At 43.8% G+C, this 24,537-nt stretch carries 15 protein-coding genes; 8 read left to right on the top strand and 7 right to left on the bottom strand.

The features are described 5' to 3' along the window. Positions 1-6 precede the first annotated feature (6 nt). The 6 genes from ACZ42L_RS07770 to ACZ42L_RS07745 all read right to left on the bottom strand — a co-directional run bounded on the left by ACZ42L_RS07770 (position 7) and on the right by ACZ42L_RS07745 (position 11,328). Positions 7-1,278: a cellulase-like family protein gene (locus ACZ42L_RS07770; protein ID WP_464702246.1), complete on the bottom strand. Its 1,272-nt coding sequence runs from the start codon at positions 1,276-1,278 to the stop codon at positions 7-9. A 26-nt stretch (positions 1,279-1,304) separates the two neighbouring features. Then, complete coding sequence (locus ACZ42L_RS07765) at positions 1,305-3,113, bottom strand: glycoside hydrolase family 2 protein (protein WP_464697939.1); 1,809 nt, start codon at positions 3,111-3,113, stop codon at positions 1,305-1,307. Between the two features lie 9 nt (positions 3,114-3,122). Continuing rightward, positions 3,123-3,965, bottom strand: a complete 843-nt coding sequence (locus tag ACZ42L_RS07760; RefSeq protein WP_464697937.1) for a DUF4886 domain-containing protein — start codon at positions 3,963-3,965, stop codon at positions 3,123-3,125. A 34-nt stretch (positions 3,966-3,999) separates the two neighbouring features. Continuing rightward, positions 4,000-6,477, bottom strand: coding sequence for a glycoside hydrolase family 31 protein (locus ACZ42L_RS07755; protein ID WP_464715749.1), 2,478 nt, complete (start codon positions 6,475-6,477; stop codon positions 4,000-4,002). A gap of 112 nt (positions 6,478-6,589) precedes the next feature. Beyond that, positions 6,590-8,314, bottom strand: coding sequence for a RagB/SusD family nutrient uptake outer membrane protein (locus ACZ42L_RS07750; RefSeq protein WP_464697934.1), 1,725 nt, complete (start codon positions 8,312-8,314; stop codon positions 6,590-6,592). A gap of 23 nt (positions 8,315-8,337) precedes the next feature. After that, complete coding sequence (locus ACZ42L_RS07745) at positions 8,338-11,328, bottom strand: SusC/RagA family TonB-linked outer membrane protein (RefSeq protein ID WP_464702244.1); 2,991 nt, start codon at positions 11,326-11,328, stop codon at positions 8,338-8,340. A 770-nt stretch (positions 11,329-12,098) separates the two neighbouring features. Here ACZ42L_RS07745 and ACZ42L_RS07740 point away from each other — a divergent pair. Beyond that, on the top strand, positions 12,099-13,661 hold the full coding sequence (locus tag ACZ42L_RS07740) for a DUF6377 domain-containing protein (RefSeq protein ID WP_464715748.1): 1,563 nt from the start codon (positions 12,099-12,101) through the stop codon (positions 13,659-13,661). A 59-nt stretch (positions 13,662-13,720) separates the two neighbouring features. On the opposite strand, the gene ACZ42L_RS07735 is transcribed toward ACZ42L_RS07740, so the two are convergent. Continuing rightward, complete coding sequence (locus ACZ42L_RS07735) at positions 13,721-15,346, bottom strand: trehalase family glycosidase (protein ID WP_464715747.1); 1,626 nt, start codon at positions 15,344-15,346, stop codon at positions 13,721-13,723. Positions 15,347-16,004: 658 nt separating this feature from the next. On the opposite strand from ACZ42L_RS07735, the gene ACZ42L_RS07730 reads away from it, so the two are divergent. The 7 genes from ACZ42L_RS07730 (at position 16,005) to porU (ending at position 24,479) form a co-directional block, all read left to right on the top strand. Next, positions 16,005-16,820 (top strand): class I SAM-dependent methyltransferase, encoded by an 816-nt coding sequence (locus ACZ42L_RS07730; protein ID WP_464697927.1) that lies wholly within the window; start codon positions 16,005-16,007, stop codon positions 16,818-16,820. A gap of 299 nt (positions 16,821-17,119) precedes the next feature. Next, complete coding sequence (rplM, locus tag ACZ42L_RS07725) at positions 17,120-17,581, top strand: 50S ribosomal protein L13 (protein ID WP_464697925.1); 462 nt, start codon at positions 17,120-17,122, stop codon at positions 17,579-17,581. 9 nt (positions 17,582-17,590) lie between these two features. After that, entirely contained in the window at positions 17,591-17,977 is a 387-nt protein-coding gene (rpsI, locus tag ACZ42L_RS07720) for a 30S ribosomal protein S9 (protein ID WP_464697923.1), read from the top strand. A gap of 122 nt (positions 17,978-18,099) precedes the next feature. Then, positions 18,100-18,930: a 30S ribosomal protein S2 gene (rpsB, locus tag ACZ42L_RS07715; protein ID WP_464697921.1), complete on the top strand. Its 831-nt coding sequence runs from the start codon at positions 18,100-18,102 to the stop codon at positions 18,928-18,930. Between the two features lie 105 nt (positions 18,931-19,035). Continuing rightward, positions 19,036-20,028, top strand: coding sequence for a translation elongation factor Ts (gene tsf / locus ACZ42L_RS07710; RefSeq protein ID WP_464715746.1), 993 nt, complete (start codon positions 19,036-19,038; stop codon positions 20,026-20,028). Between the two features lie 174 nt (positions 20,029-20,202). Beyond that, complete coding sequence (locus tag ACZ42L_RS07705) at positions 20,203-20,820, top strand: fumarylacetoacetate hydrolase family protein (RefSeq protein ID WP_464715745.1); 618 nt, start codon at positions 20,203-20,205, stop codon at positions 20,818-20,820. Between the two features lie 128 nt (positions 20,821-20,948). After that, entirely contained in the window at positions 20,949-24,479 is a 3,531-nt protein-coding gene (gene porU, locus ACZ42L_RS07700; RefSeq protein WP_464715744.1) for a type IX secretion system sortase PorU, read from the top strand. Positions 24,480-24,537: the final 58 nt, after the last annotated feature.

Below are 24,537 nucleotides of genomic sequence, written 5' to 3'. Positions count from 1 at the left end.
GATTCGTCAAAGCCGATAGATGACTTTCAAGGCATTTGGATTTTTATAGAAAGCCTCATTGACTGGTGTTTGCGTAATGAGATTCGTTAGTCTGCGATGCCATTCTATATCACGCCACATACCTACGAATTGCGGTGAACAGAAATTGCTGCTCGCAATGGCTATCCACGAGTTTGTGCTCAGTGCGGTCTTTACGCCCAGTTCGCAAAGCTCTTTTACCCAGTCCCAATGGAGCAAAGGCCAGTCCTTGTAGTCGACAATGCCCCAACATTCTGTTGTACAGAGCGGAGTGTTGTTCTTTCTTGCACATTCTCCGAGCAATTCTATCTTGTCGGTGAGCAGTTTCTGCCAATAATCGGGTTTCTGATGGTAGAGCGGCTCGGCGTTCTTGACTACATTTTTATAGGCTTGGGGGGCGAAACGTCCATCCTTGTATCCGACTTGCTTATAGAATTCATTGTTGTTCTGATGAACCATCCACACATGATGCTCGTACATATCGAGGAATGAGGTGTCCAGTTCATTATACTTCCTGACGTCTTGGCAATCGAAAGAGAAGAGGAAAGGCATATCCGGGAATTCTTGCCTGAGAAGGCTGATGGATGTTTTCATCCATCTCAGGGAAGCCTCTTTATACCATTGTCCCCATTGTACATCGGGATAGAGTTTCTTGAAGAATGGGGCCCATAGGTCTCCCGGCCACTCATTGCAGAGATCGACGTAGAGGATGTTGTCCAGCAGCCCTTCCGATTGAATGCTTCTAAGCGTGTCAACCCAGATGGAAGCCATGTTCTCTGGAGTAGTAATCGTTTGGTAGACGTTCTCAGTATCTTGACGATACCATGATGACAGGCCGACCTTTACGTCGCGTTCCTTGCACTTGCGAATAAATTGGTTGAGATTTGGTTGGACACAAACCTTGTTCAGGTCTGGACTTCCCCATACTTGTTGGTTCCATACCTCATTGAGCGTCCATTCTTTCTTTGCGTCCGCACTGACCAGATGTGGGTAGGCTTCTATACGTACGGCGTTGTAGCCTCGTTCAACCAATTCGTCCAGGGCTTTGTCCCAATCTTCAAAGCCTGCTCCTGGCCATCGACGTTCGAGCCAGGAGAAGTCCCACATAGTAATGGCACGACAATACTTCACTCCTGGTTTTCTCTTCTTCCTGATAACACGATGGGCTGTGTTCTCTGCAAGGGTAGGAAGAGTGTTTGTAGCCAGAAGACCGGTAACGGCTGCCGAAAACCCAGATTTGATGAAATTCCGTCTATCCATAGTAATTGCTGATGATTTCAAATAGTTTATTTATACTCCTTGGCCATCTTGGCATACCAGTTCTTGAGAATCCAGAAAGCTTTCTTCTTTGCTCCTTGGTCGGAGTAGAGACCCTTTCTGTTAAACCAGTCCTGTGTCCCATGAAGTGTGCGGCGTGGTGAGCGGAAGTCTTTTAGAATCCACGGAGTAGTGCCGGCCAGTCCTTTAATCTTTTCGAGCATCCTTACTTGCTTACGGTATAGTTCCTCCTGATACTCTTCCGTCCAAAGAGTATTTTTGTCGCCATGACGTCCTGCCAGTGCGCCTCCTCCCCATTCGCTGATGATGACGGGCTTGTCGTATGGAATAATCCAAGACATCTTGTCTATGTCATTGATGTCGCGATACCAACCGATGTACTCATTGAAGCTGACGACATCTACGTACTCGTGCATATTGTCACTGAGCTTATTGACATAGTTGGAATTAGCCTCGGTCACCTCCATAGCCATGCTGATGAGACGTGTAGAATCCTGAGTACGCGCATACTTGGCCAGGCGGCTGAGGAATCGGTCGCGCGAAGTGCCGCGTGGGGTTTCATTGGCCATACTCCATATAATGATATTAGCGCGGTTATGGTCACGATGGATTTCGTCGCGTAACTGGTTCTGGGCATTCTGGTAGGTATCTTCATTGTCCCAGGCAATGGTCCAGTAAACAGGTATCTCGCTCCATACGAGCAATCCCATCTTTTCAGCTTCACGCACGGCATGCTCGTTATGAGGATAATGGGCAAAACGCACGTAGTTGCATCCCAAATCCTTTGCCCATGAGAGCAAGGTGTCGGCATCGGCAGCACATGTGGCTCTTCTTGTGTCGTAAGCTTTTTCCTCATGGATACTGATGCCGCGGAGGAAGATGGGCTTGCCGTTAAGGAGAATCTTTCGCCCTTTTGTCTCTATTGTCCTGAAACCTATTTGATCGGATACGCTTTCGTTGTTCTGCCTGATAATAGTATGATATAACTTAGGGTTCTCAGGACACCACAGGATGGGTTTGGCGTTATTGATTGATAGATTTACACGACCTTGTGCATCGGTCTTGACGGTCTTGTGTATTTTCAGTTCCGGAATCTCCAGGCTAACCTCTACGCCCGCCTTAGGCTTGTTCAGTTGTGCGGAGAATAGAATGTTTTTTCTGTTATGATTGTTTAGATGGATGTTATAGTCAGATATATAAGTATCGTTGACGGTAACCAGGAGTACATCACGTGTTATGCCGCCATAGTTCCACCAATCGAAGAAATAGGTTGGGACATTGTCTAACTTCCGTGTGTTGTCGACTTTTACAACCACGAAATTGTCTCCATCCTTTATCAGGTCGGTCACATCATAGTTGAAAGAGGTAAACCCACCTATGTGCTTCCCGACTTTCGTTCCGTTGACATAGACATCTGCTTGATAGTTCACTGCTCCAAAATAAAGGAGCGTACGCATGCCTGCTGTCTTTTTGTATGTAAATTCACGTTCAAACCAGATTGAACCTTCATAGAAGAATAGTTTCTCGTCGGCAGAATTCCAGTCAGTAGGAATATCCATAGATGGAGATTTCTTGAAATCGTATTCTACGAGATCAGTGGAATGTCTGGGCTTGCGATTCTCGCCATAGCTGTGCTTCACCTCCTTATTCCAATAGTCGAGGTATCCCACTTGCATCATGTCGACGATATAGTTCCATTTCCCATTGAGTGACTGGATGTTGCGTCCATATATATTCTGGATGATAGGCACTTCCTCGGCTAACAGACTGATATTGGTAATCAATAGCGATACTATTAACAGGGTAATCTTTTTCATATTTGAGTCTTATTTGATTTTGGTTATTCTATATGGGTTGTTTACTGCGGCATGGGCTGCGCGTTGCGCTAGTATGACTTGTGAAGGATGGATTCCTTTGTCTTTAGGATAATATACTTTGCCGACACAACTCTTACCGGTGATGAGTTCTGACCATGCGCAAGCAACTGTGTACCGGCCGATGCCATAGTTCAGATGGAAGCCATCGCGATTAAGATTGTCGCCGATAGAACTGGTGCGTGCATTTTGTATGGCTGTGCCCGAAGGGGCTAGGAAGGAAAGCTCACGATGCGCTTTTAGCACTTTCTTTGCGGTCTTGACAATGGCTTTGTACATCTTCATCTGGTTATTGCCATATTTCTTGAATCCAGGATGTTTTGCATTTTGAGCATACGCCCATGTCATGTGAAATCCCAGTGCTACATCTTTAGTGATGGCTGTAGCCTTGATGTGAGAGATGAGATTGGTCAGGTAGGGTTCGAAGGCCGGGAAATCTCCGGCATCCTGACTTACCTGTTGCATCGTGATAATATCCCATGGCTCATCTTTTAACAGCGAGTCAAGTCGGCAATTCTTGTAAATGTATCGTTTACCCTTGATGACCTTGCAATACTCAATGTTTCTAGCCTGTGAACAAACATCATCCCAATGTTGTTTCAGACTATAGCCACTTTGGTAGGCATTCCCGATGATGAGCGTGTCTTTATCTTCCAGACATAACTCATAGAGAAACTGTTCCACTGCGTCTTCGGAGAAACTGTTACCAATGGAGAATAAACGTATTGTTCTTGCCGACAATGATGCCGGCAAGAATATGAGTGCAATAGTAAGGGTTATAAGATATTTCCTCATTTTTGTCTGTTATTAAATAGAGATTCAATATTTCCTATTTCAGGATACCCTGCTCTTGAAGGATTGATGTAAGATTAGTATAGTTCTCATAGAACGTTTTGACAATCTCCTTCCAGTTCTCCGGATGGTATGACAAGTTCCGTGCAGCCGTATCCAATTCGCCAAGTCTACGGGTTATCGTAAATTGCGAATCATCTAGTTTCGCTTGTGCAACGATATTTCTAACCTCTTTCATCTGGTGCATCAAACCGTTATCAAGACATTGGTTGTCATCAGCGAAAGTGAATGTGACGGTTTTCTCGGTACTGCAATCAGTAAACGGAATCTCGCTAGTCACGCTAAGAGTTTCTCCATCATAGGTAAAGCCTATATCAGTCCCGTCGCATTCTGCTTTGAGAGGTACGGCAGAAGCTACCAGACGAATGAGGAATTTCCTGTTGGCAGACATGTCTTGATAAGCCCCCTTACGAGCATTGATTTTTACCACGAGTTTGTTTCCATCACGCTTATAGGAAAGAAGAGTGCGGGCAAAATTGGAATCGTAGGCCTTGTCATTGCCGGCATCCTCGTACAGCGTGAATTGGTTTTCTGTATTTCCTGGGAAGACAGTTACTATAATGGAGTCGTTGTTGGAAGTCAGGTTCTTAACCTTGTCATAGAGGGGAATGATAGCTCCAGACTTAACATAGACAGGCATTTCATCCAATGCAAAAGAGCGATGTATGGTTTGATTTCCCTCAAATGTCGTACCTGAGCAGACCTCATACCACTTACTTTCAGCAGGTAGCCAAATATCTTTCTCGGCCCTGTTGCCGTTCATTGGTGCGGTGATAGGATAGACAAGCAAATTATCACCGAACATATATTCATCTTTGTTCTCATATGCTTCCTTACTCTCCGGATAGTCGTAGTACATGGGGCGGCAGAGTGGCAACGCATCATCATATGTTTTCCGTGCCATAGTATAGATATAAGGAGCTAGAGCGTATCTTGTATGAATGATACCTCGTAAAATGTCAGCGTACTTGGCCTCGAAAGCCCATGGCTCTTTATTGTATTTCTTGTTTTTAGTAGAATGTGTTCTGAGAATTGGGCTCATCATACCAAACTGCATCCAGCGAATATACATCTCAGGGTCGATACGGTCAATACCCTGCATGTGTCCTCCAATGTCGTGACTCCAGTAGCAATAGAGTACATTGGAAGAGGTCGAATTGAAGTAGGGCTGATAGTCCAGTGAGTTCCATGTGATGTGGGTATCACCTGAGAATCCTATCTGGTATCGGTGGTTGCCTAAGCCTCCCCATCTGTGATAAAGCATGGGGCGGGTATTCCTGTTCAGCTGCATGTCAGAGAACAAGACATAATTAATCCACCACGTATTGCTTAGATTCTTCATCACGGAATCATTAGGGAATTGCTGCCAGTCGGGCCACCAGAAGTCTACACCCATTTTTTCCAATGGACGTAGAATAGTATTCATCCACCCACTCATGAATCTTTTGTTTGATGATTGCCAAGGAATATCCTTTTTCAGTGTAGGATCTAAGCCCATCCATTTAGCTAAGGCCGGATAATTCTCCTCGTAAGCTTTGATGCCATTGGCTGGATGGAGATTCAGCGTTACCTTTACATCGTTACCCTTGAGCCATTGCATGAATTTCTCTGGTGCGGGGAAGAGACGTTTGTTCCATGTGTAACCCGTCCAATCGCCAAGCCCATCAGACGTATAGTGCCAGTCCATATCGACCACCAAGACATCTAAGGGAATATCATACTTGCGGAAGTTGCCCAGTAGTTTACGATAGTCATCATCGGAATAGTCCCAGAATCTGGACCACCAATAACCAAAAGCATAACGTGGAGGTAATGGTACTTTTCCTGCAAAGACGGTGAAGTCTCTTAGTGCTTGTTTATAGTCATGCCCATATGCTAGGAAGTACCAGTCTTGGGAGTCGTTGCTCGTTGGGCGCTCAATGGCCCAAGGCCAATCAGACTTATCGAAAAGATAACTATTGGAATCATCTATGAAGGTCCACCCGCTTTTTGAAAGGAGACCGTTTTCTAGTTCAATAGGTTCGCCACGTCGAATATTGCCGTCGCAGAAGTCCAGTGTACGATATGTTCCTTTTAAATTTTGCTTATCTTCCGTTCCTGGTTTCCACTCAAATCTCTGTTTATAGCCTTTTGTAGAAAGAATGGAAAGGTTGTCCTTGGTAAAAGGTCCTTTTGCTTTTTTATAATTCAATATAAATTTTGTAGTCTTGATAACAACCTTATCTTTACTGTCAGAAACCTTATATGTTGTAGGTGCATAAGAACGATTCACCGCAACGAAAGATTTGTCATCCACAAATTTTCCTTTGGGTGAATATTCCATACGTACAGCCCCGTCGGTAATGACCGTAAAGCGAACATTACTATTCTGATAGGCAACATTGCCGGTTTGTGCCATTGCCGTCAAAGATAGGGGCAGGAATACTACTATCAATATTTTCTTTAAACTTATCATCTTGTACGTATTATTAGATTCTCCATCTGTTTTAGAGAGAGGGCTGATTATGATAGTAAACCAGCCCTCCTGTTTTCAATCATTATTTTTTATAATGATCTTTTTTTACTTGCTAATTGGTATATCCGGGATTCTGCTTCAGGTTCTTATTTAGGTTCAATTCGTTGTAAGGTATCGGGAATACAGTTGTATAGCCTTTTGTATCATTCACATAATCGCCTGCTACTGTAGCATGTGGAACACCAACGTATCTATCTTCTGTTGGCTGTGTAAATGTGCCAAAGCGGATAGCATCCATTCTCCTCACACCTTCCCAACATAGTTCAAGGATACGTTCATTTGCAATATCATTGAGAGTGATGGAATTGAGCACTGTAGCATTCACTCTGCTACGAATCTTGTTGAGATCTGCCAGAGCAGAAGCTTTGTTGCCGAGACGGTATTCTGCTTCTGCTTTAAGTAGCAAGGCATCACCATATCGCCAGATAACAAGGTCGTTATTTCCTTGTCCTATGACAGTTGCTGAACGGTCAAGCTTATACTTCTTCATACGTGCTCCAGCACATTTTACGTCGTGAGCATCAGCTCCTGCCGAAAAGTTAAGTACAACTTGCAAAGGCTTATATTCCAGACTCTTGTCGGTCGCACCATCTGGTACGAGTACGCCTGTATCTTCTGTGTAATCTGTTCCTGTATAGAAATTAATCTTTAGGCGAGGATCAACCTTTTCGGTATCATATCCATAGACACGCATTGTGAAGAGTGTTGCGCAAGCGCCATTCCATCCTGTATAATTACAAGCCTTGGCATGGTTATAGTGCATGGTTCGAACAAGATTGTAGTCATTGAACTTATATGTTTTGTCATCATTGGGGCGTGTAAAGATGTTCTCTACTGAGTTGTGGTTTGTCGGCACAAAGTTATCTGCATAATTTGGCTGTAGTTGATAGCCTAATTTCTCAAGCTGATTGACACAGTAGACTACGGTTTCCCACGCATTGCGGGCTTTTCCATCAACGGTGATATTGATGGCTTTACCCATATTTGTAATTTTCTCACCCTGTACTTCGCTCACCGTATTCTTTCCTGTCAGATCAGTGCCACAGAACTCTTTGTAGCTATCTACGGCTGTTCCGTCAATGGTATAAACAGGAGAATTCATGGCACATTTAGCGAGGCACATGTAAGCAACGGCCTTTGTAACACGTCCATAGTATGTTCCTTCATTTTGGCTCTTGTTTTCAGAAAGATGAGATAGACATGCCTCTAGCTCAGATGTAATAAATTTGAATATTTCAGATCGTTTACTTTGTGAAATTTCATTAGCGCTTACTTCTGAAGAGGTAACCAGTGGCACTTGTCCCCACATATCCATCAGATAATAATAGAAAACGGCACGTAAAGCGCGAAGCTCGTAAACATAATTAGCTGCGTTTGGATTATCTTTCAGGGAATTGAGTTTATCAATGCTCTTGTTTGCCCGTCCAATCATAGTATATGTATGATTCCATACGAGATCGTACATGTTGACTGATGAAAGGAAATTATGTAGGAAGAAGTTTTGCCATTTACCACCATCAATCCAGTCGTGCTGACGGCCAGGAACAACACATTCGTCACTGGCAAATTGCTCTAACGTATGAATGGATTCTGTAGAGTTTCCATACATGTAATTGGCAATTGAAGAATATACGTTTGCTACGGAGTTTGCATATATCAGCGTTGGTGTCTTGAATGCTTCTTCTTCACCAAATTCGCTTCTGGGTTTTTCATCCAGTGAGCATCCTGTTAATAGTGCTGTTGATAACAATAGCGTACTAAATATATATTTTTTCATAATTGTATTTCTTAAATTGTCTATTAAAAATCAATTGCTACATTAAGAGAGTAGGTTCTGGTCAAAGGATAGATTCTCTTATCATCAACACCTAGTGTGCCATAGATACCTGTACCCTCTGTCTGTTTTGAGAGAGAGACAGAGTTAATCATAGGAGTCAACCCCTTATAGCCCGTAAAGGTACAAACATTGTTAACAGAGAACCCTAATCGAAGACTCTGTATCAGATTCGTTTTAAGTTGAGTCTTGTCAAATGTGTAGCTAAGATTAATATATTCAAAGTTTACATAATCTCCTTTTTCCAGCCAATAGTCAGAAATCTGGATATCATTAATTTTCTTTGCAGGAGCGTCGGCCAATACGTTATATGTCGGGAAGCTGCTCATGTTACTATATGTCATGGACGTTCCATTATAGATTTTATGACCAAAAGCTCCGTTGAACTGCATGGCTAATGCCCAATTCTTGTAATTGAACGTGAAGTCCCATCCCAAGTATACTTTAGGAATGGCTTGACCACATATCTGTCGGTCGCCGGAATCACCAGTATCGATATTGTCATCACCATTCAAGTTAGTGAGCTTGTATTTACCTTTCTCATCAATGCCTTCGCAGTGGGGGAGATAAAAGACTCCAATCGGTTGTCCTTCTATCAGATACGTTACTCCGTTGTTCTGCGTCAGACCAGCAGCATAAACTGTAGCTACAGGAATATGCTCTGCGGTTGTCAGTTTTTCGCCTTTATAGTTTCCACTCAGAGAATTCAGTGTGTTCTTTTGGAAGCTCAGGTTTAGGCCAGAATTGAATGTGAAATCCTTAGTACGGACAACATCCCCACGAATACCGAGTTCAAGTCCACTGTTTGTCATCTCACCAATATTGGCAAGTAGGGTGTTATAGGTAAATGGAGGAACAGGGACAGCGTATGTATATAGCAAATCTTTCGTTTTAGACTTGTACCAATCTAACGTTATGTTAAGTCTGCTATCGAAAGCAGAGAAGTCTAAACCGACATCAAACGTGTGCTTAACTTCCCATTTCAAATCTGGATTATCGTTGCTTTGCACCGCAAAGGTCGTAACATTTGAACCATTGTAAGGAGTTAATGCTACCGGACTGTATAGTTCCAAAGAGTTATATGGATCAATAGCATCCTGGTTACCGGTGACACCATATCCCATACGTAGTTTTAAATTATCAATCCATTTGATATCCTTCATGAAACTTTCTTGCGAAAGAACCCATGCTGCAGAAGCAGAAGGGAACCATCCCCACTTATGTCCATTTCCAAGTTTAGAAGAACCATCGGTGCGAATATTTGCAGTAACAATGTATCGGCCACTATATACATAGTTGCCCCGCACCATGTATGAGCTTAGTGTGTAATCAAGGTATCTGCTCTGGTTATCACCCCATGAAACGACAGAGCCGGCTTTCATATTGTTGTAGCCAAAGAAATTTGTATCAAATCCCCTCGTGGAAGACGAACTCCAGAATGTTTTATATCTTTGACCTTCTGCTACAGCTAAAGCGTCGATATGGTGTGGACCAAAATCTTTTGTATATGTCAGTTGTACATTACCCATTAGGTCGTCACGTCTACGATGATCAATTGTTGCCCAGCCGTTTCCGTTGATTTCTCCTTGACGGATGTTATTAGGCAGATATCTGTCCTGCTCTATATTATATTTCGTATAGCTACCAAAGGCAGAAAGGAATAAACCATCTGTGATAGTCCATGTTGCTTTTCCGTGGATAACGTTGTTAGAACTATTCCAGTTGTCTTTTATTTCCAGTTGTCCTAGAGGGTTGTAAATCTCATGTGCAAGGAGGTCTTCGTCCCAGATTCCTGTTTCTGCATTTTTAGAGTTTGGATATGTGGGATTGTAGGCAGCAGCAGAATAGAAGATTCTTTGCATATCATACTGTATTTTGTTTTTACGTTTTCCTACAAGTACACCGAGTTCCAGTTTCAGTTTTTTGTTGAAAGCATATTGAGTCGCATCGAACTTGGCATTGAATCCTTGCATGTCGGAATTACGGAGAACACCTTGGCGTTGGATATAGCCGAGACTTGCACGATAATTGCCATTATCATTGCCCGAAGAGAACGATACGTCATGGTTTTGGGTTATGCCCGATGAGCGTTCAATCTCATTAATCCAATTTGTATTACCACCTAAGTCCTGAAATGACAGTTTAAGATTATTTGCTGTCTTGCGGTAAGTATCTGCATCTAGCATGTCAAGATTCTTGAATACAGAATTAATACCGAAAGTTCCGTTGTAGCTGATACGAGCTTCGCCACTCCTGCCTTTCTTGGTTGTGACAACAATGACGCCTGCCGCACCTCTAGAACCGTATTGGGCTGTTTCTGAGGCGTCTTTCAAGATTGTCATGCTCTTAATATCATTCGGCTGGATGGAATTAAACATAGCCATGTCTGAATATACTCCATCTATGATAACCAACGGGTCATTTCCGCCGGAGAGTGATGAAGTTCCTCGTACGCGAATGCTTGGTGTGGCAGCAGGGTCGCCACCACTCTGGGAAATGACGACACCACTTACCTTACCCTTTAGTTGGTCTGCTGCGTTCAAGATGACACCTTTGTTCATATCTGCCTCATTGATGTTCTCTATAGCACCGGAGACAGTACGTTTTGTTCCTACAGCATAACCCACAACAACTATTTCGTCGAGTAGTTGATTGTCTTCTTGCATACGGACATCTATATTGGTTTTTCCGTCAATCTGCATCGTTACATTTTTGTAACCGATGTAAGAGAACACAAGGGTTGTTCCTGGTTTAACATTAGGAAGAGCATAGTTTCCGTTAATGTCGGTAACGGTTCCGCCCTGTTGCCCCTTAATCTGAATGGTTGCTCCGATAATAGGCTGGCCAGATTCGTCAGTGACATTTCCTTTGATTATAGACTGAGCAAAAGAACTCAATGTCAGTGATAATCCTGTCACTATGAGCAGCATTCTCTTGGAAACGATTCTACTAGTCATAATTTTATGGTTTAAATTGTTTGTAATATGTAAATAAATAATAGGTTTGTAAGTTCTTTCGGTATGGTGATACCTTCTAAGCAGATAGGTTTAAATAAGGTGCTACTCACGTCGTCGTATATATGTTTTCATGTCTGTGGTATGATTTATTAATGTATTGACGCAAAAGTAATCATTAAATTGATTTATTGTTATAAAAGGTAGTGTCAAGGTAGATTAAGAATATTACTTCTTTCCTTTAATTGCTTGTAAACTAGTGACTTAAATTCGAGTCTGTGAGGAGTGAAAGTAGATATATGATATTGTGTTGGTCTTGTTAAAGTTGATAGATACCTTGTGGAAATGATGCTTTAAAACATCTGTTTTCAAAAACACTGAGCTTGTGGCAAGACTTGATATGAAAATATATCGGTATTTGGTCATGTTCTTATTAAGAATATTGCTTTCTGTGGTTTTATGCTATGTTCTGTTAATCATAAATTGACAAAGCGTGAGAGTAAAGTGTTCGTGTATAATTTATTTTAACGTTTTTATGGTTGGCTTCAAAGTGGAAAGTCTTAATTTTGTATTACATATTGTTAACTTTGTGCTAAAGCATTTTCGTAATACAGGTGGAGACTCTCTATTCCATGTTTACATCATTAACCAGATAGACTATGAATTTATTGAGGATTTTTTTATTATTCCGGCTCGAAAAAAGGCCTATGATACTCCTTGTTCCTTGTGCTCTGTTGTTTTTTAATACAGCATATAGTAAAAATCAAGGTTTGTTGGATACACTCAATAAGGTCCTTGACAACAGGGAAGCATATATAATAGCGCGTAATAACGATATCAAGAGTTTGAGGGATGCTTCTCAATTTGTTAAGAATTACGAAGGAAAGATTAGCCTGTACCAGCAAATCTATGATAAATACTATTCGTATAATTATGATTCGGCAATGAGTTATACTAGGAAAATAGCAGAGACAGCCATTGCAAACAAAGATATGCAATCTTGCTATAAAGCCTATTTCCAACAGGCAATATTGTATGCGTCGAGAGGTTTCTATACTCAATCTAAGGATGTAATCGATAAAATAGATGTCAACATATTGAGTAAGGAGAATAAGTTTCTTTATTATTATAGCTTGTTACGGCTGTATTCTTTTTGGGCTAATTATTGTCAACAAACCGAATTCTACAAGGAATATTCACAAAAGAGAAATGAATATTTAAAGAAATGTCTGTCGCTGACAGACAAATCGTCCATACGGTATCACATGCTGTTTGCAGAATACAACGACAATATAAAACATGATTTTAGGCAGGCAGAACAGTATTACAAGGATTTCTTGTCCAAATTGAACAGCAGTGACAGAAGATATGCGTCTGCTGCATATACACTGGCTCAGATATATAAGTCAACAGGAAATATGGACATGTACGAGCGTTATCTCATACTTTCGGCCATCAGTGATAAGAAGAGTTGCGTGAAGGAGAATGTGGCTTTGCAGGATCTTGCTATGTACTTGTTCAATAAGAATCCGGAGGAAAACCTGGAAATAGCAGAAAGGTATATCCAGATATCATTCTCGGATGCGCTCTATTATAACAACCGGTTGAGAATATACGAAATATCCGGCAAGCTCTCTACCATCGTGAAGGCCTATGAGGCCAATTCCCAGCGGCAATACAAGCGGCAGCGTCTGTTGCTTATCGGTATATCACTCTTGTTCTTAGGAGTTACGTTCTCGTTGATATTTATCTATTTCCAGAAAAAGAAGCTTGTATATCAGCGAGTAGAAGTCGTACGTAAAAACAGCCAGCTTACCATACTTAACGAGCAGCTGCACCAACTTAATATTCAGCTGAGAGATACTAACGACAAGAGAGAGTCGTTGGCCAAGCTCTATATTGACCTCTGTTCAAAATACATTGATAGGTTTGGTAGATTTCAGTTGTTGGTCAAACGCAAGATTAAGGCTAATCAGATAAATGATTTGCTCAGTCAGATGTCTTCTTCCAAGCTGTCTGAAGAAGAGTCTTCCATGTTCATCAATCGTTTTGATAAAGCCTTTTTGAATCTTTATCCCACGTTCATAACCGAATTTAATGAACTTCTGTCGTCTGAGGGAAAGTTTAGATTGCAACAGCCGAACTCGCTGACTCCGGAATTACGTATATTTGCCTTGATTCGTCTGGGTGTCCATGGGAGTGGCGAAATAGCAAGTCTTCTGTTCATGTCGCCGCAGACCATCTATAATTACCGCCATCGCGTAAAGGCACAAGCCATCAGTCCCGAAACATTCGAATCGGATGTCAAAGGCTTGTGCAGAATCATTAAGACGTGATATAAGCTTGGGGATAATATACTTACAACCTACTTTAGCGTGGATTCTCTGCATTCACGCTATTTTGTTTGCCAGTTGTATTTCATGGCTTGATACACACCGTTAGACCATCCGAATCCCACTTGGTTGAGATATTCTCCTCCATGCGAAGTATGAGAATCCTCTACGTTGTATTTCTCGAATAATACTCCTGTGCGATTAAACTCAGACTCGCAGAGGTGCATCCATCGGCTTCTGATGATATCGGCATACTTGCGATAGCCGTAATCGTAAAACCCTTTGTAGGCCATCCACTGTAGCGGTGCCCAGCCGTTGGGAGCATCCCACTGTTCGCCGGTATGGTTGGGGGTGGTGACGAGACCTCCTGCGCGGAGGAATGTCCTCATGATAGTCTCGCTTGCCTTTTTTGCATTGTTTTTAGTGGCCACATGGCAATAGAGTGGAACTGTTCCGGCAAGTGAATAAACGTCTGAACGGCGTTCTTCATTCCAGATATAGTCAAAATAGTATTGTCGCTCTCCGTCCCATAGATACTTGTTGATAGCTTTTTTTCTTTTGCGTGCTTGCTGGTAGAAAAACTCTGCCTGTTGCTTGTCTTTCTTGATGGAATAGGCATAAGATAGGATACACTCTGTTTTGTAAAGGAGCGAGTTCAAGTCTGTCGGTACGAAGTCTGTTGTATGTGTGGTGTATAAGTTCTTGCCGTTGCTCATCCATCGGCTGCTAAAGTCATGGCCTGATTCTGCTGCCGAACGAAGGTCGCGGAAGAGCTTGCCCAGATTGATGCTGTTGTCGCTCGCCTTGAGGGACTTGCCGGTCTCCACATCGTTCCTATACATCTCGTCTCTAGGTGTGTCGAAGATGTCGTAGTATCTGTTGAGAACAGAGCCGTCGGCCATTCGTACGGTGTGTAGGCTTGCCTTGTTGCTTGGTGACAATGTCTCCGCCCCCTTCATCCAGAAAGTATATTCCTTCTGCATCTCCGGGAGATATTTTATATATATAGAGTCTCTCTGGCGCGTTTGGGCAAGCAGTTCTACCATCTGGGCGAAGAAAGGTGGCTGTGATCTCCCTAGGTAATAGCTGCGGTTACCATTGGGTATAAAGCCGAAATTGTCGATAATCTTGGCAAAGTTGTTCACCAAGTTTTCTATCAGCTGTACTTCGCCGTCGCATGCCATGCCGAGCATTGAGAAGTAAGAGTCCCAGTAATAGATTTCGCGGAATCGACCACCCGGCACGAAATAGGGATAATCCAATGGGAGGAAAGTGCCTCCCTTGATAGATTTCGGCTTGTGCTGTAGCAGCGACCACAAGGCTTTGATGTATTCATCAATATTGCTGAACTTCTGGTTGACGATGATATTCTCGTTAGGTATCGAAAAATACTCGGTGATGAATCTGTATAGCGTGCGGTAGGTCTTGGGTTGGGGTAGCTGGCCGTAGGCAATGAGGATACTGTCTAGGTCGCCTTTCGGTTCTATGTCTAAGAATGTCTTGGAGTCGACAAACAGACCATCCTTTCCAAACAGGCTGTCGCATCTCATCACGTCATAAAAGAAATTCCCATATTGCTGTGAGGGAATTAAGCTCGGTTGGGATTCATAATCACGAGCCGAGGAGGTAAGTGTGGCTAGGAACAACAGAATGGTAAGTCTGACTTTTAGATGGAATGACTGTTTCATAATCGATATTATATTTATGTAGCAAATATATATAATATATTCCAGATGTCAGTCTGTAGGTATTCGGAAAGTAGATTCTCTTTGCTTATTAGTAATTATAAATCGCTAATAATTAGAGTGTTATGCTATCTATATGTCGGGGCGAGAGTAGAATGTGCTATATTCTTCAGGAAAAGCGTCGGCCGGATGTTATGTGAGAGACAGGAGGTAAATGTCTGTTGGTTGCTGTTTCCACCTGTCTTGCGTCTCCTTGGATAGGTCGTTATTTGCTGGCTTAAAAACTATTCAAAAACTGCCGAGCCTCTGCAGTATGGCTGCAAGGGCCGAACAGCAATGTTGCAAAGGCCAGACAGTAATGCTGCCGCGGCCTTGCAGTAATTTGAGTATGTAAGTTTATGAGTTTTTGAGTTGATAATTGGTAATTTCTTAATCTCTTAATCTCCTAATCTCTTAATCTCTTAATCTCCTAATTTCCTAAACTAAAAAACTCATCAACTCACCAACTCACCAACTCAATATGTCTCTTCTGTTCTTTTGTCTCAACATATCGTGGGGACTCTCCTTGTCCGATGGAGCTGTATAAATACACATTAGTAGGTATTGCCGGAATGCCGTTTACTGCCTACTTTTACCGCATCATCATATATAATATAATGTAATGGAAGCAAAACAGTTATCAAGTATTCCGGAAACCATGTTGATTACGCTGTGGGCTAAAGCAACGGAGACGAGTTCCTATGGCGGATTGATTCATGACGAAGTGGCTAAGGATATAATAGAGAGCATTGATTATGACTTCTCTAAGTTCAAGGGTGGCAAACTGTCGCAAATCGGATGTTGTGTGCGTGCTGCGTTGATAGATAATGAAGTAAGGAGCTTTCTGGCTCGGTATCCCGACGCTGTAGTGGTGCAACTGGGGGCGGGACTGGACGGGCGCTATCAGCGTCTGGGGTGTCCGGAGGTGAGCCACTGGTTTGATTTGGACCTGAAAGAAGTCATTGATATTCGTCGGCAGTTGATTCCTGAGACGGACCGAAATACCTACTTGGAGTTGTCGATGTTCGATTATCAATGGATAGATATAGTGAAGTCGTATGGCAAGCCGGTGTTGATACTGGTGGAGGGAGTCTTGATGTATTTTGATTCTGCCCAAGTGAAAGCATTCTTTCAAACCGTGTGCGACCGTTTTGATGCGGCAACATTGGTCTTTGATATGTTGGCATACTTCGCCTTGAAGCATACTAAGCACCATGATACCATCGGTAAGATGAGTAGCAGTGTGTCGTTCTTGTGGTCGGAACTCGATACTCGGACGATGGAGGCATGGCATCCTAAACTGCATATTGACCGCGAACTCTGTCTAAGCGATCACGACCAAGGCCGATTTCCGTTGGCTTTACGGCTGATGTGCTATATTCCTTACTTTTATAAGCGCTTCAATCAGCGTGTCGTGAAAGTTGATATTTGGCAGTGAAGAGCAAGATTGGCATAATTTATTAAACGCAATCCGTGTTAAAAGAGTGTAATAATGTTAATTAATAATAAAACAAGGAACTCGTGGTTAGTCGGATGATACCATGTAAATAAAACTTCGTAACTTTGCAGTCCGATTATTTCGGGGATAAACTTAGGCCCCCGGTGCAGGGGTGTTAATAGTGTAGCTTTTGGCCGAGCTTCACGGTTAGTGAATCGTCTGCACAACAGCGTGAGTGTATGCTTGTGCTGTGAGAATAAAGTTTAAAACGTTTTTTAGTAGTAAAATCAAATCTTAAAATGAACACTTTAAGTTACAAGACTATTTCCGTGAATAAGGAAACAGCCCAGAAAGAGTGGGTCGTAGTAGACGCCAGCGATCAGGTTGTAGGTCGCCTTTGCTCTAAGGTCGCTAAGCTGTTGCGCGGAAAGTACAAACCCAGCTTCACACCTCATGTAGACTGTGGAGACAACGTAATCATTATCAACGCCGAGAAGGTGGTTTTCACCGGTAAGAAGGAAACTGATAAGGTTTACACCCGCTATACTGGTTATCCCGGTGGCCAGCGTTTCAATACGCCGGCTGAACTGCGTACCCGCGAGGACGGTATGGACAAGATTCTCCGTCACGCCGTAAAGGGTATGTTGCCTAAGGGACGTCTGGGACGTCACTTGTTGAGCAATCTTTATGTATTCAATGGTGCTGAGCACAATAAGGAAGCTCAGAAGCCAAAGAACATTGACATTAACCAGTACAAATAAAGCAAAAAGATGGAAGTTATCAATACAATTGGTCGCCGTAAGAGTGCTGTCGCTCGTATTTACCTGACAGAAGGTACCGGTAAGATCACAATCAATAAGAAAGATTTAGAAACTTATTTCCCTTCAGCTATTCTGCAGTATGTAGTAAAGCAGCCGTTGGCAGAGCTTGAAGCAGAGGGTAAATATGACATCAAGGCTAATCTCGATGGTGGCGGTTTCACAGGTCAGAGTCAGGCTCTTCGCCTTGCTATTGCCCGCGCACTGGTAAAGATTAATCCTGAAGACAAGAAGGCTCTCAAGGTTAAAGGCTTCATGACACGTGATAGCCGTGCTGTTGAGCGTAAGAAACCAGGACGTCCGAAGGCACGTCGTCGCTTCCAGTTCAGTAAGCGTTAATATGGTGGCCTTGCGCCTCCCGTTTAGTATCTAAACCGGCGGGACTCTCTTGGATGGGATTACCCGCAGGCTGATTCTGACAAAAGAATTCAAAAGAAAGTAAACAATTAAAAGAAAAAGAAATGTCAAGAACTAATTTTGACCAATTACTAGAGGCTGGCTGTCACTTCGGCCACCTCCGCCGCAAGTGGAATCCCGCAATGGCTCCTTATATCTTCATGGAGCGCAACGGTATTCATATCATCGACCTTCACAAGACCGTAGCTAAGATTGACGAGGCTGCTGAGGCTTTGAAGGGAATCGCCAAGTCAGGAAAGAAAATCCTGTTCGTCGCTACTAAAAAACAAGCTAAGGACATCGTTGCCGAGAAGGCAGCTTCTGTTAACATGCCATACGTAAACGAGCGTTGGGCAGGTGGTATGCTTACCAACTTCCCCACCATCCGTAAGGCTGTTAAGAAAATGACGAACATTGATAAACTGATGAATGATGGTACATTCTCTAACCTCTCTAAGCGTGAGTTGTTGCAGATTACACGTCAGCGTGCCAAGCTCGAAAAGAACTTGGGTTCTATCGTTGACCTGACCCGTCTGCCCAGCGCTCTCTTCGTGGTAGACGTAATGAAGGAGCACATCGCAGTGAAAGAGGCTAACCGCTTGGGTATTCCTGTATTTGCTATCGTAGATACAAACTCTAATCCTAAGAATATCGACTATGTGATTCCTGCCAACGACGATGCCAACGATAGCGTTAACGTTATCTTGACTGCTGTTTGCGGTGCTATTGCTGAAGGTCTGGAAGAGCGTAAGGCTGAGAAGGCTGACGAGAAGGCTGCTGCAGAGCAGGCTGAAGAAGCTGCTGACAAGCCACGTCGTGCTCGCAAGGCTCAGAAGGAAGAAAGCGCAGAAGTAGTAGCTGAGGCTGCTGCAGAAGAAGCTCCTGCTGCTGAGTAAGAAACTATAAATAGGGTCTTATAGGATTGGATAGGATCTGTAAGACCCTGTCAATCGTATAAGTCCCTATCTCTTTTTTTGAACATTATTAAAGAAAACAATATTATGGCTATTTCTATTGAAGATATCAAGAAACTCCGTGCCATGACAGGCGCTGGTCTTGCAGACGTAAAGAAAGCTCTCACAGAGGCTGAGGGTGACTTCGATAAGGCTAAGGAATTGCTCCGTGAGCGTGGATTGGCTATCGCTGCAAAGCGTTCTGACCGCGAGACTTCCAATGGTTGCGTACTTGTTAAGAAAGTTGATGGCTTTGCTGCTATGTTGGCAGTAAAGTGTGAGACCGACTTCGTTGCCAATGGTAAGGACTTCGTTCAGATGACACAGGAGATTCTCGACGCAGCTGTTGCTGCAAAGGCTAAATCCTTGGACGAAGTAAAGGCGCTGAAGCTGGCTAATGGCGAAGAGGCACAGGCTGTGGTAACACAGCGTTCGGGTATTACCGGTGAGAAGATGGAAATTGATGGTTACAACTTCCTCGAAGGTGATAACATCTCTGTTTACGACCACATGGGCAAGCACACACTGGCTACTATGGTTCAGTTCAATACAGAGAACGAAGAAGCTGGTCACAAGGTAGCTATGCAGGTGGCTGCTATGAAGCCGGTAGCACTTGATGAGGCTTCTGTTCCTCAGTCGGTAAAAGCCGAAGAGTACAAGGTTGCCGTTGAGAAGACCAAAGAAGAGCAAGTTGAGAAGGCTGTTGCCGCTGCTTTGAAGAAGGCTGGTATCAACCCCGCTCACGTGGACTCTGACGATCACATCGAGAGCAACATGAAGAAAGGCTGGATTACACAGGAAGAAGCCGACCAGGCACGCCAGATTAAGGAAACTGTCGGTGCAGAGAAGGCTGCCAGCCTGAATGCCGGTATGATAGAGAATATCGCTAAGGGTCGCTTGGCTAAGTTCTTCAAGGAGAACTGTCTCGTAGAGCAGGAATTCCAGTTTACTGATGGTGATAAAATCAGCGTTAAGGACTGGTTGAAGGGTCAGGGCTTGGAGATTGTAGATTACAAGCGCTTTACTCTGGTTGCAGATTAATCTTGATTTTCAGAAAAGATTGAGATAAAAATAGAGGAGGATATGCCGACCGGTATATCCTCCTTATGCTATATTGGGGTATAGCTATGGAGTGGTATTTCTCCAATAATTTGCTTTTGCTGTCTTTTTTTCGTAAGTTTGCAAATATATATCATATTAGCAGAAGGTAGATAGATGAAGATATTCGCCGTAGGTATGAATTATGGCCTACACAATAAAGAGCTTGATGGAACGTTTTATAAGCCGGAAGCACCGGTTATCTTTACCAAGGCCGATTCGGCTTTGCTGAAAAACGGTAAGCCGTTTTTTATTCCCGATTTTATGGGGTGCATCGACTATGAAGCCGAATTGGTGGTGAGGATATGTAAGCTGGGTAAGAATATATCTCAGCGTTTTGCACATCGCTACTACGATGCGTTGACGGTGGGTATCGACTTCACGGCCCGCGAACTGCAAAAGAAGTTGCGCGACGCCGGTCAGCCCTGGGAAATATGTAAGGGCTTCGACGGTTCGGCAGCGTTGGGAGAATGGGTGGAGAAGGATAAGTTTCTGAATGTTCAGCAGCTGCGTTTTCATCTTGACATTAATGGTGAGACCGTTCAGGAGGGCTATGCGGGCGACATGCTGTTTCAGATAGATGAACTTGTGTCGTATATCAGCCGTTACTTTACGCTGAAGACGGGCGATTTACTATATACCGGTACGCCTGTGGGAGTTGGTCCGGTACATATCAATGATTGCCTTGAGGGGTATCTGGAAGAGCGGAAAGTATTGGAGCTAAGGTGTAAGTAGAAGGTTTTCTCCTGCCTAAGAATGGGTGAGGGATGATGAGGAGGGACGCGGAATCCTCGTTTTAATGTAATAAACAAAAAAAATTGATGGAGCAATATATATATATAAGGAGAAACAGTCTGCCTTTCATGAGAAGGGTAGGGATACTATTGTTCTTACTGCTGCTTTCCCTTCCCTTATTTCCTGCCAGCCGCTTCTTTAATCTGACCTATGATCAGGTGCGGATAGACTCCATATTGCCTCGCTTCTCGTTCACTCTACCGCTGGGGACAGACTATGCCGATTCTACCTATCAGGTGAGTATTCTATACCCGGAATATGTGAATATGACAGCTGCCGACATCTTGCAATATCAAAAGATTTCGGGAGCTGCGTTGCCTGACAGTCCTGTGTTGGAACAGCATGTCAGCGTGAATCGTAAGAGTGGGGAACTGACAGTGGGCTTTCTGCCCCTTGTCTATCGTCAGCAACGGTATCAGGTGCTTGTCAGTTTTATGTTGAAGGTAGAGTCAAGACCTGTATCTGGCAATAAGCGGGCAAGTAGGATGCTTACTCGTGCATCGCAATCTTCTGTCTACGCATCTGCTTCCGTACTCTCAACGGGTACTTGGGCTAAAATCCGTGTAGCAGAAACGGGGGTGTACGAATTGACGGATGCACTCATCAAGAAAGCTGGATTTACGGATTTGAGCAAGGTGAAGGTATATGGTTACGGGGGGGCTTTGCAGCCGGAAGCCATCAAGACCGATTATATCCGCGCGACAGACGATTTGCACGAAGTGCCTCTTACGGTTGTTGGAGGTCGAAGGCTTTTCCATGCAATCGGTCCTGTGACGTGGAGTAGTAAAACCACTACGCGCAGAACGCGTAACCCTTATTCTTCTTATGGCTATTATTTTATAACACAGAGCGATGCTGCACCGGCTACAATAGACTCGACAAAATTCCTCCAGAGCTTCTATCCTTCGGCCGATGACTACCACAGTCTCTATGAGGTAGATGGCTATTCGTGGTATCATGGTGGTAGGAATCTCTTTGATACGGAGACAATATCTGTGGGAAGCACCAAGAAACTGGTGCTGAAAAATGAATCAAACAGCACACATGGTACGTTGTCGGTAAACGTGTCGGCCGGCGTAGGCAGCCAAGTTCAGGTGGCTGTGAACGGTCAGGTGAAGGGTACGCTCGATATTGTACTGGTGGATTACGATAAGGGGAGTGAAGCTGCTGGGACTTATATGCTGAATACTCGTACAGCCGCAGACACGATTTCTATTACTACGTTGTCGGGCGGACCTGTTCGTCTGGATTACGTTTCGATGGCTTGGAATACTCCGAAACCACCTCCTCATCTGGCTTCTCAAACATTTAAGACACCTGAATATGTGGGTAAGGTTGCCAATCAGAATCTTCATGGCGATGGACCATACGACATGGTCATCATTATTCCGACCTCAAAGAAGCTGCAAGCGCAGGCCGAACGACTCAAAGCCTTCCGTGAATCGCACGATGGAATGCGCGTACGTATCGTTCCGGCTAATGAACTCTACAATGAGTTTTCCAGTGGTACGCCTGATATCAATGCCTATCGTCGCTACTTGAAGATGCTTTATGATAGGGCGGAAACTGCCAAGGATGCCCCCCGCTATCTCCTGCTTTTTGGTGATTGCGTGTGGGATAACCGCATGCTCACGCCGGAATGTAGGAATCTGAAAGCCGATGACTACCTGCTTTGCTATGAAAGTGAGAATTCGTTCAACGCGATTAGATGCTATGTGGACGACGGATTTATGACGTTGCTCGACGAGGGAGAGGGTGCTAATATACAGGAGAGGGGACAACAGGACGTTGCTGTAGGGCGATTCCCGGTGACGACTGCTGCCCAAGCCAAGGTAATGGTAGACAAGACCATCGGCTATGTTGAGAATAAGGACGGTGGGGCGTGGCTCAATACACTGATGTTTATGGGCGATGATGGTAATGAGAATCTGCACATGGATGATGCCAACGAGGCGGCTGAGTGGGTCAAGAAAAACTATCCTGGATATTTGATTAAGAAAGTGATATGGGATGCTTATACGCGTGAAACTTCTTCGACAGGGGATACTTATCCCGAAGCTACGAAAATCATCATGCAGCAGCAAGCAGTCGGAGCTTTGATAATGGACTATGCCGGGCATGGTTCTGAAACCTTGATTTCTCATGAATCGGTATTGAAGTTGGCTGACTTTGCTTCTTTTACCAACAAAAATCTCCCGCTATGGATAACGGCTTCGTGTGACATTATGCCGTTTGACGGTGTCGCGGAAAATATTGGTGAAGCAACTATCTTAAATCCAAAGGGTGGTGCGGTGGCATTCTTCGGTACTACTCGTACCGTGTATGCGTATTATAATAAGCGTATCAACATGGCTTACCTTAAATATGTACTGGGTCGGGAAGATGGAAAGGACATCAGTATAGGAGAAGCTCAACGCTTGGCTAAGAACTATTTGATAACATCGGGGCAGGACCTGACCACCAATAAGCTCCAGTATTCCCTGTTGGGCGATCCCGCCTTGGTGCTTCATCGGCCTTCGCGTAAGGCTGTGATAGACCTTATCAATGGTGTGAAGGTGTCTTCGGACAATGCTGTCATGCTGAAAGCTGGCAGTACGGTGAAGGTAGATGGGCATATAGAGGATGCTCCTGAATTTACTGGGACATTGGCTGTGACGGTGAGAGACTCTGAAGAACTTGTAACCTGTAAGCGAAATAATACATCGGAAGCAGATGAGGCCTTTGCTTATTATGACCGTACGAAGACGCTCTTCAATGGCATCGACAGTGTGAAGAAAGGTGAATTCAGTTTCTCGTTTGCCGTTCCAAAGGATATCAACTACAGCAACGAGAGTGGCCTAATCAATCTGTTTGCCATTAATCAGGCGAAGTCTGAGTTGGCACACGGTTATAATGATTCGTTCAAGGTGGGTGGTTCGGCTATTGCAGGGACTGACTCTATAGGTCCGTCTGTCTATTGTTATCTGAATACACCGTCGTTTGCTAATGGCGGAAAAGTGAATAGTACACCTTATTTCGTAGCAGAGATTTCCGATAAGGATGGTATCAATGTCACCGGTAACGGTATCGGGCACGACTTGGAGCTTGTGATAGACGGCGATATGAGCAAGACCTATGTGCTGAATGATAACTTTTCGTACGATTTCGGGAGCTTTACCAAGGGAGCGACATCTTTTATTATTCCGGCTTTGTTTCCCGGAAAACATACCTTGACATTCCGTGCTTGGGACACTTTGAACAATTCTTCGGTGTCTACCTTGACATTTAACGTGGTGGAAGGACTCAATCCGAATATCTTCGACGTGTCTGTCAACAGGAATCCGGCATCGTCGGCAACTACCTTTATCGTCAATCACGACCGTGCAGGGAGCAATATGGATGTCATGATAGAAGTGTTTGATTTGGCAGGTCGCATACTCTGGAAGAATCTGGAGAAAGGAGTGGTATCCCAAGGTGCGTATACGCTGAATTGGAATCTGACCACAGATACGGGGACTCGCTTGCAGACCGGTGTCTATCTTTTCCGTGCTACACTGACCAGTGATGGCGGTTCTGTGAGTTCAAAGGCCAAGAAACTCATTGTAGTGGGCAATAATTAGGTTGACTGTCCGTTTATCTTTCAAATAAACCGACGAAATAATAAGAATCAAAATGAAT

This window comes from Prevotella mikamonis, from assembly GCF_055381405.1.
Note: the sequence above shows the minus strand (reverse complement) of the source record. Positions and strands in the feature narration are given on the sequence as shown.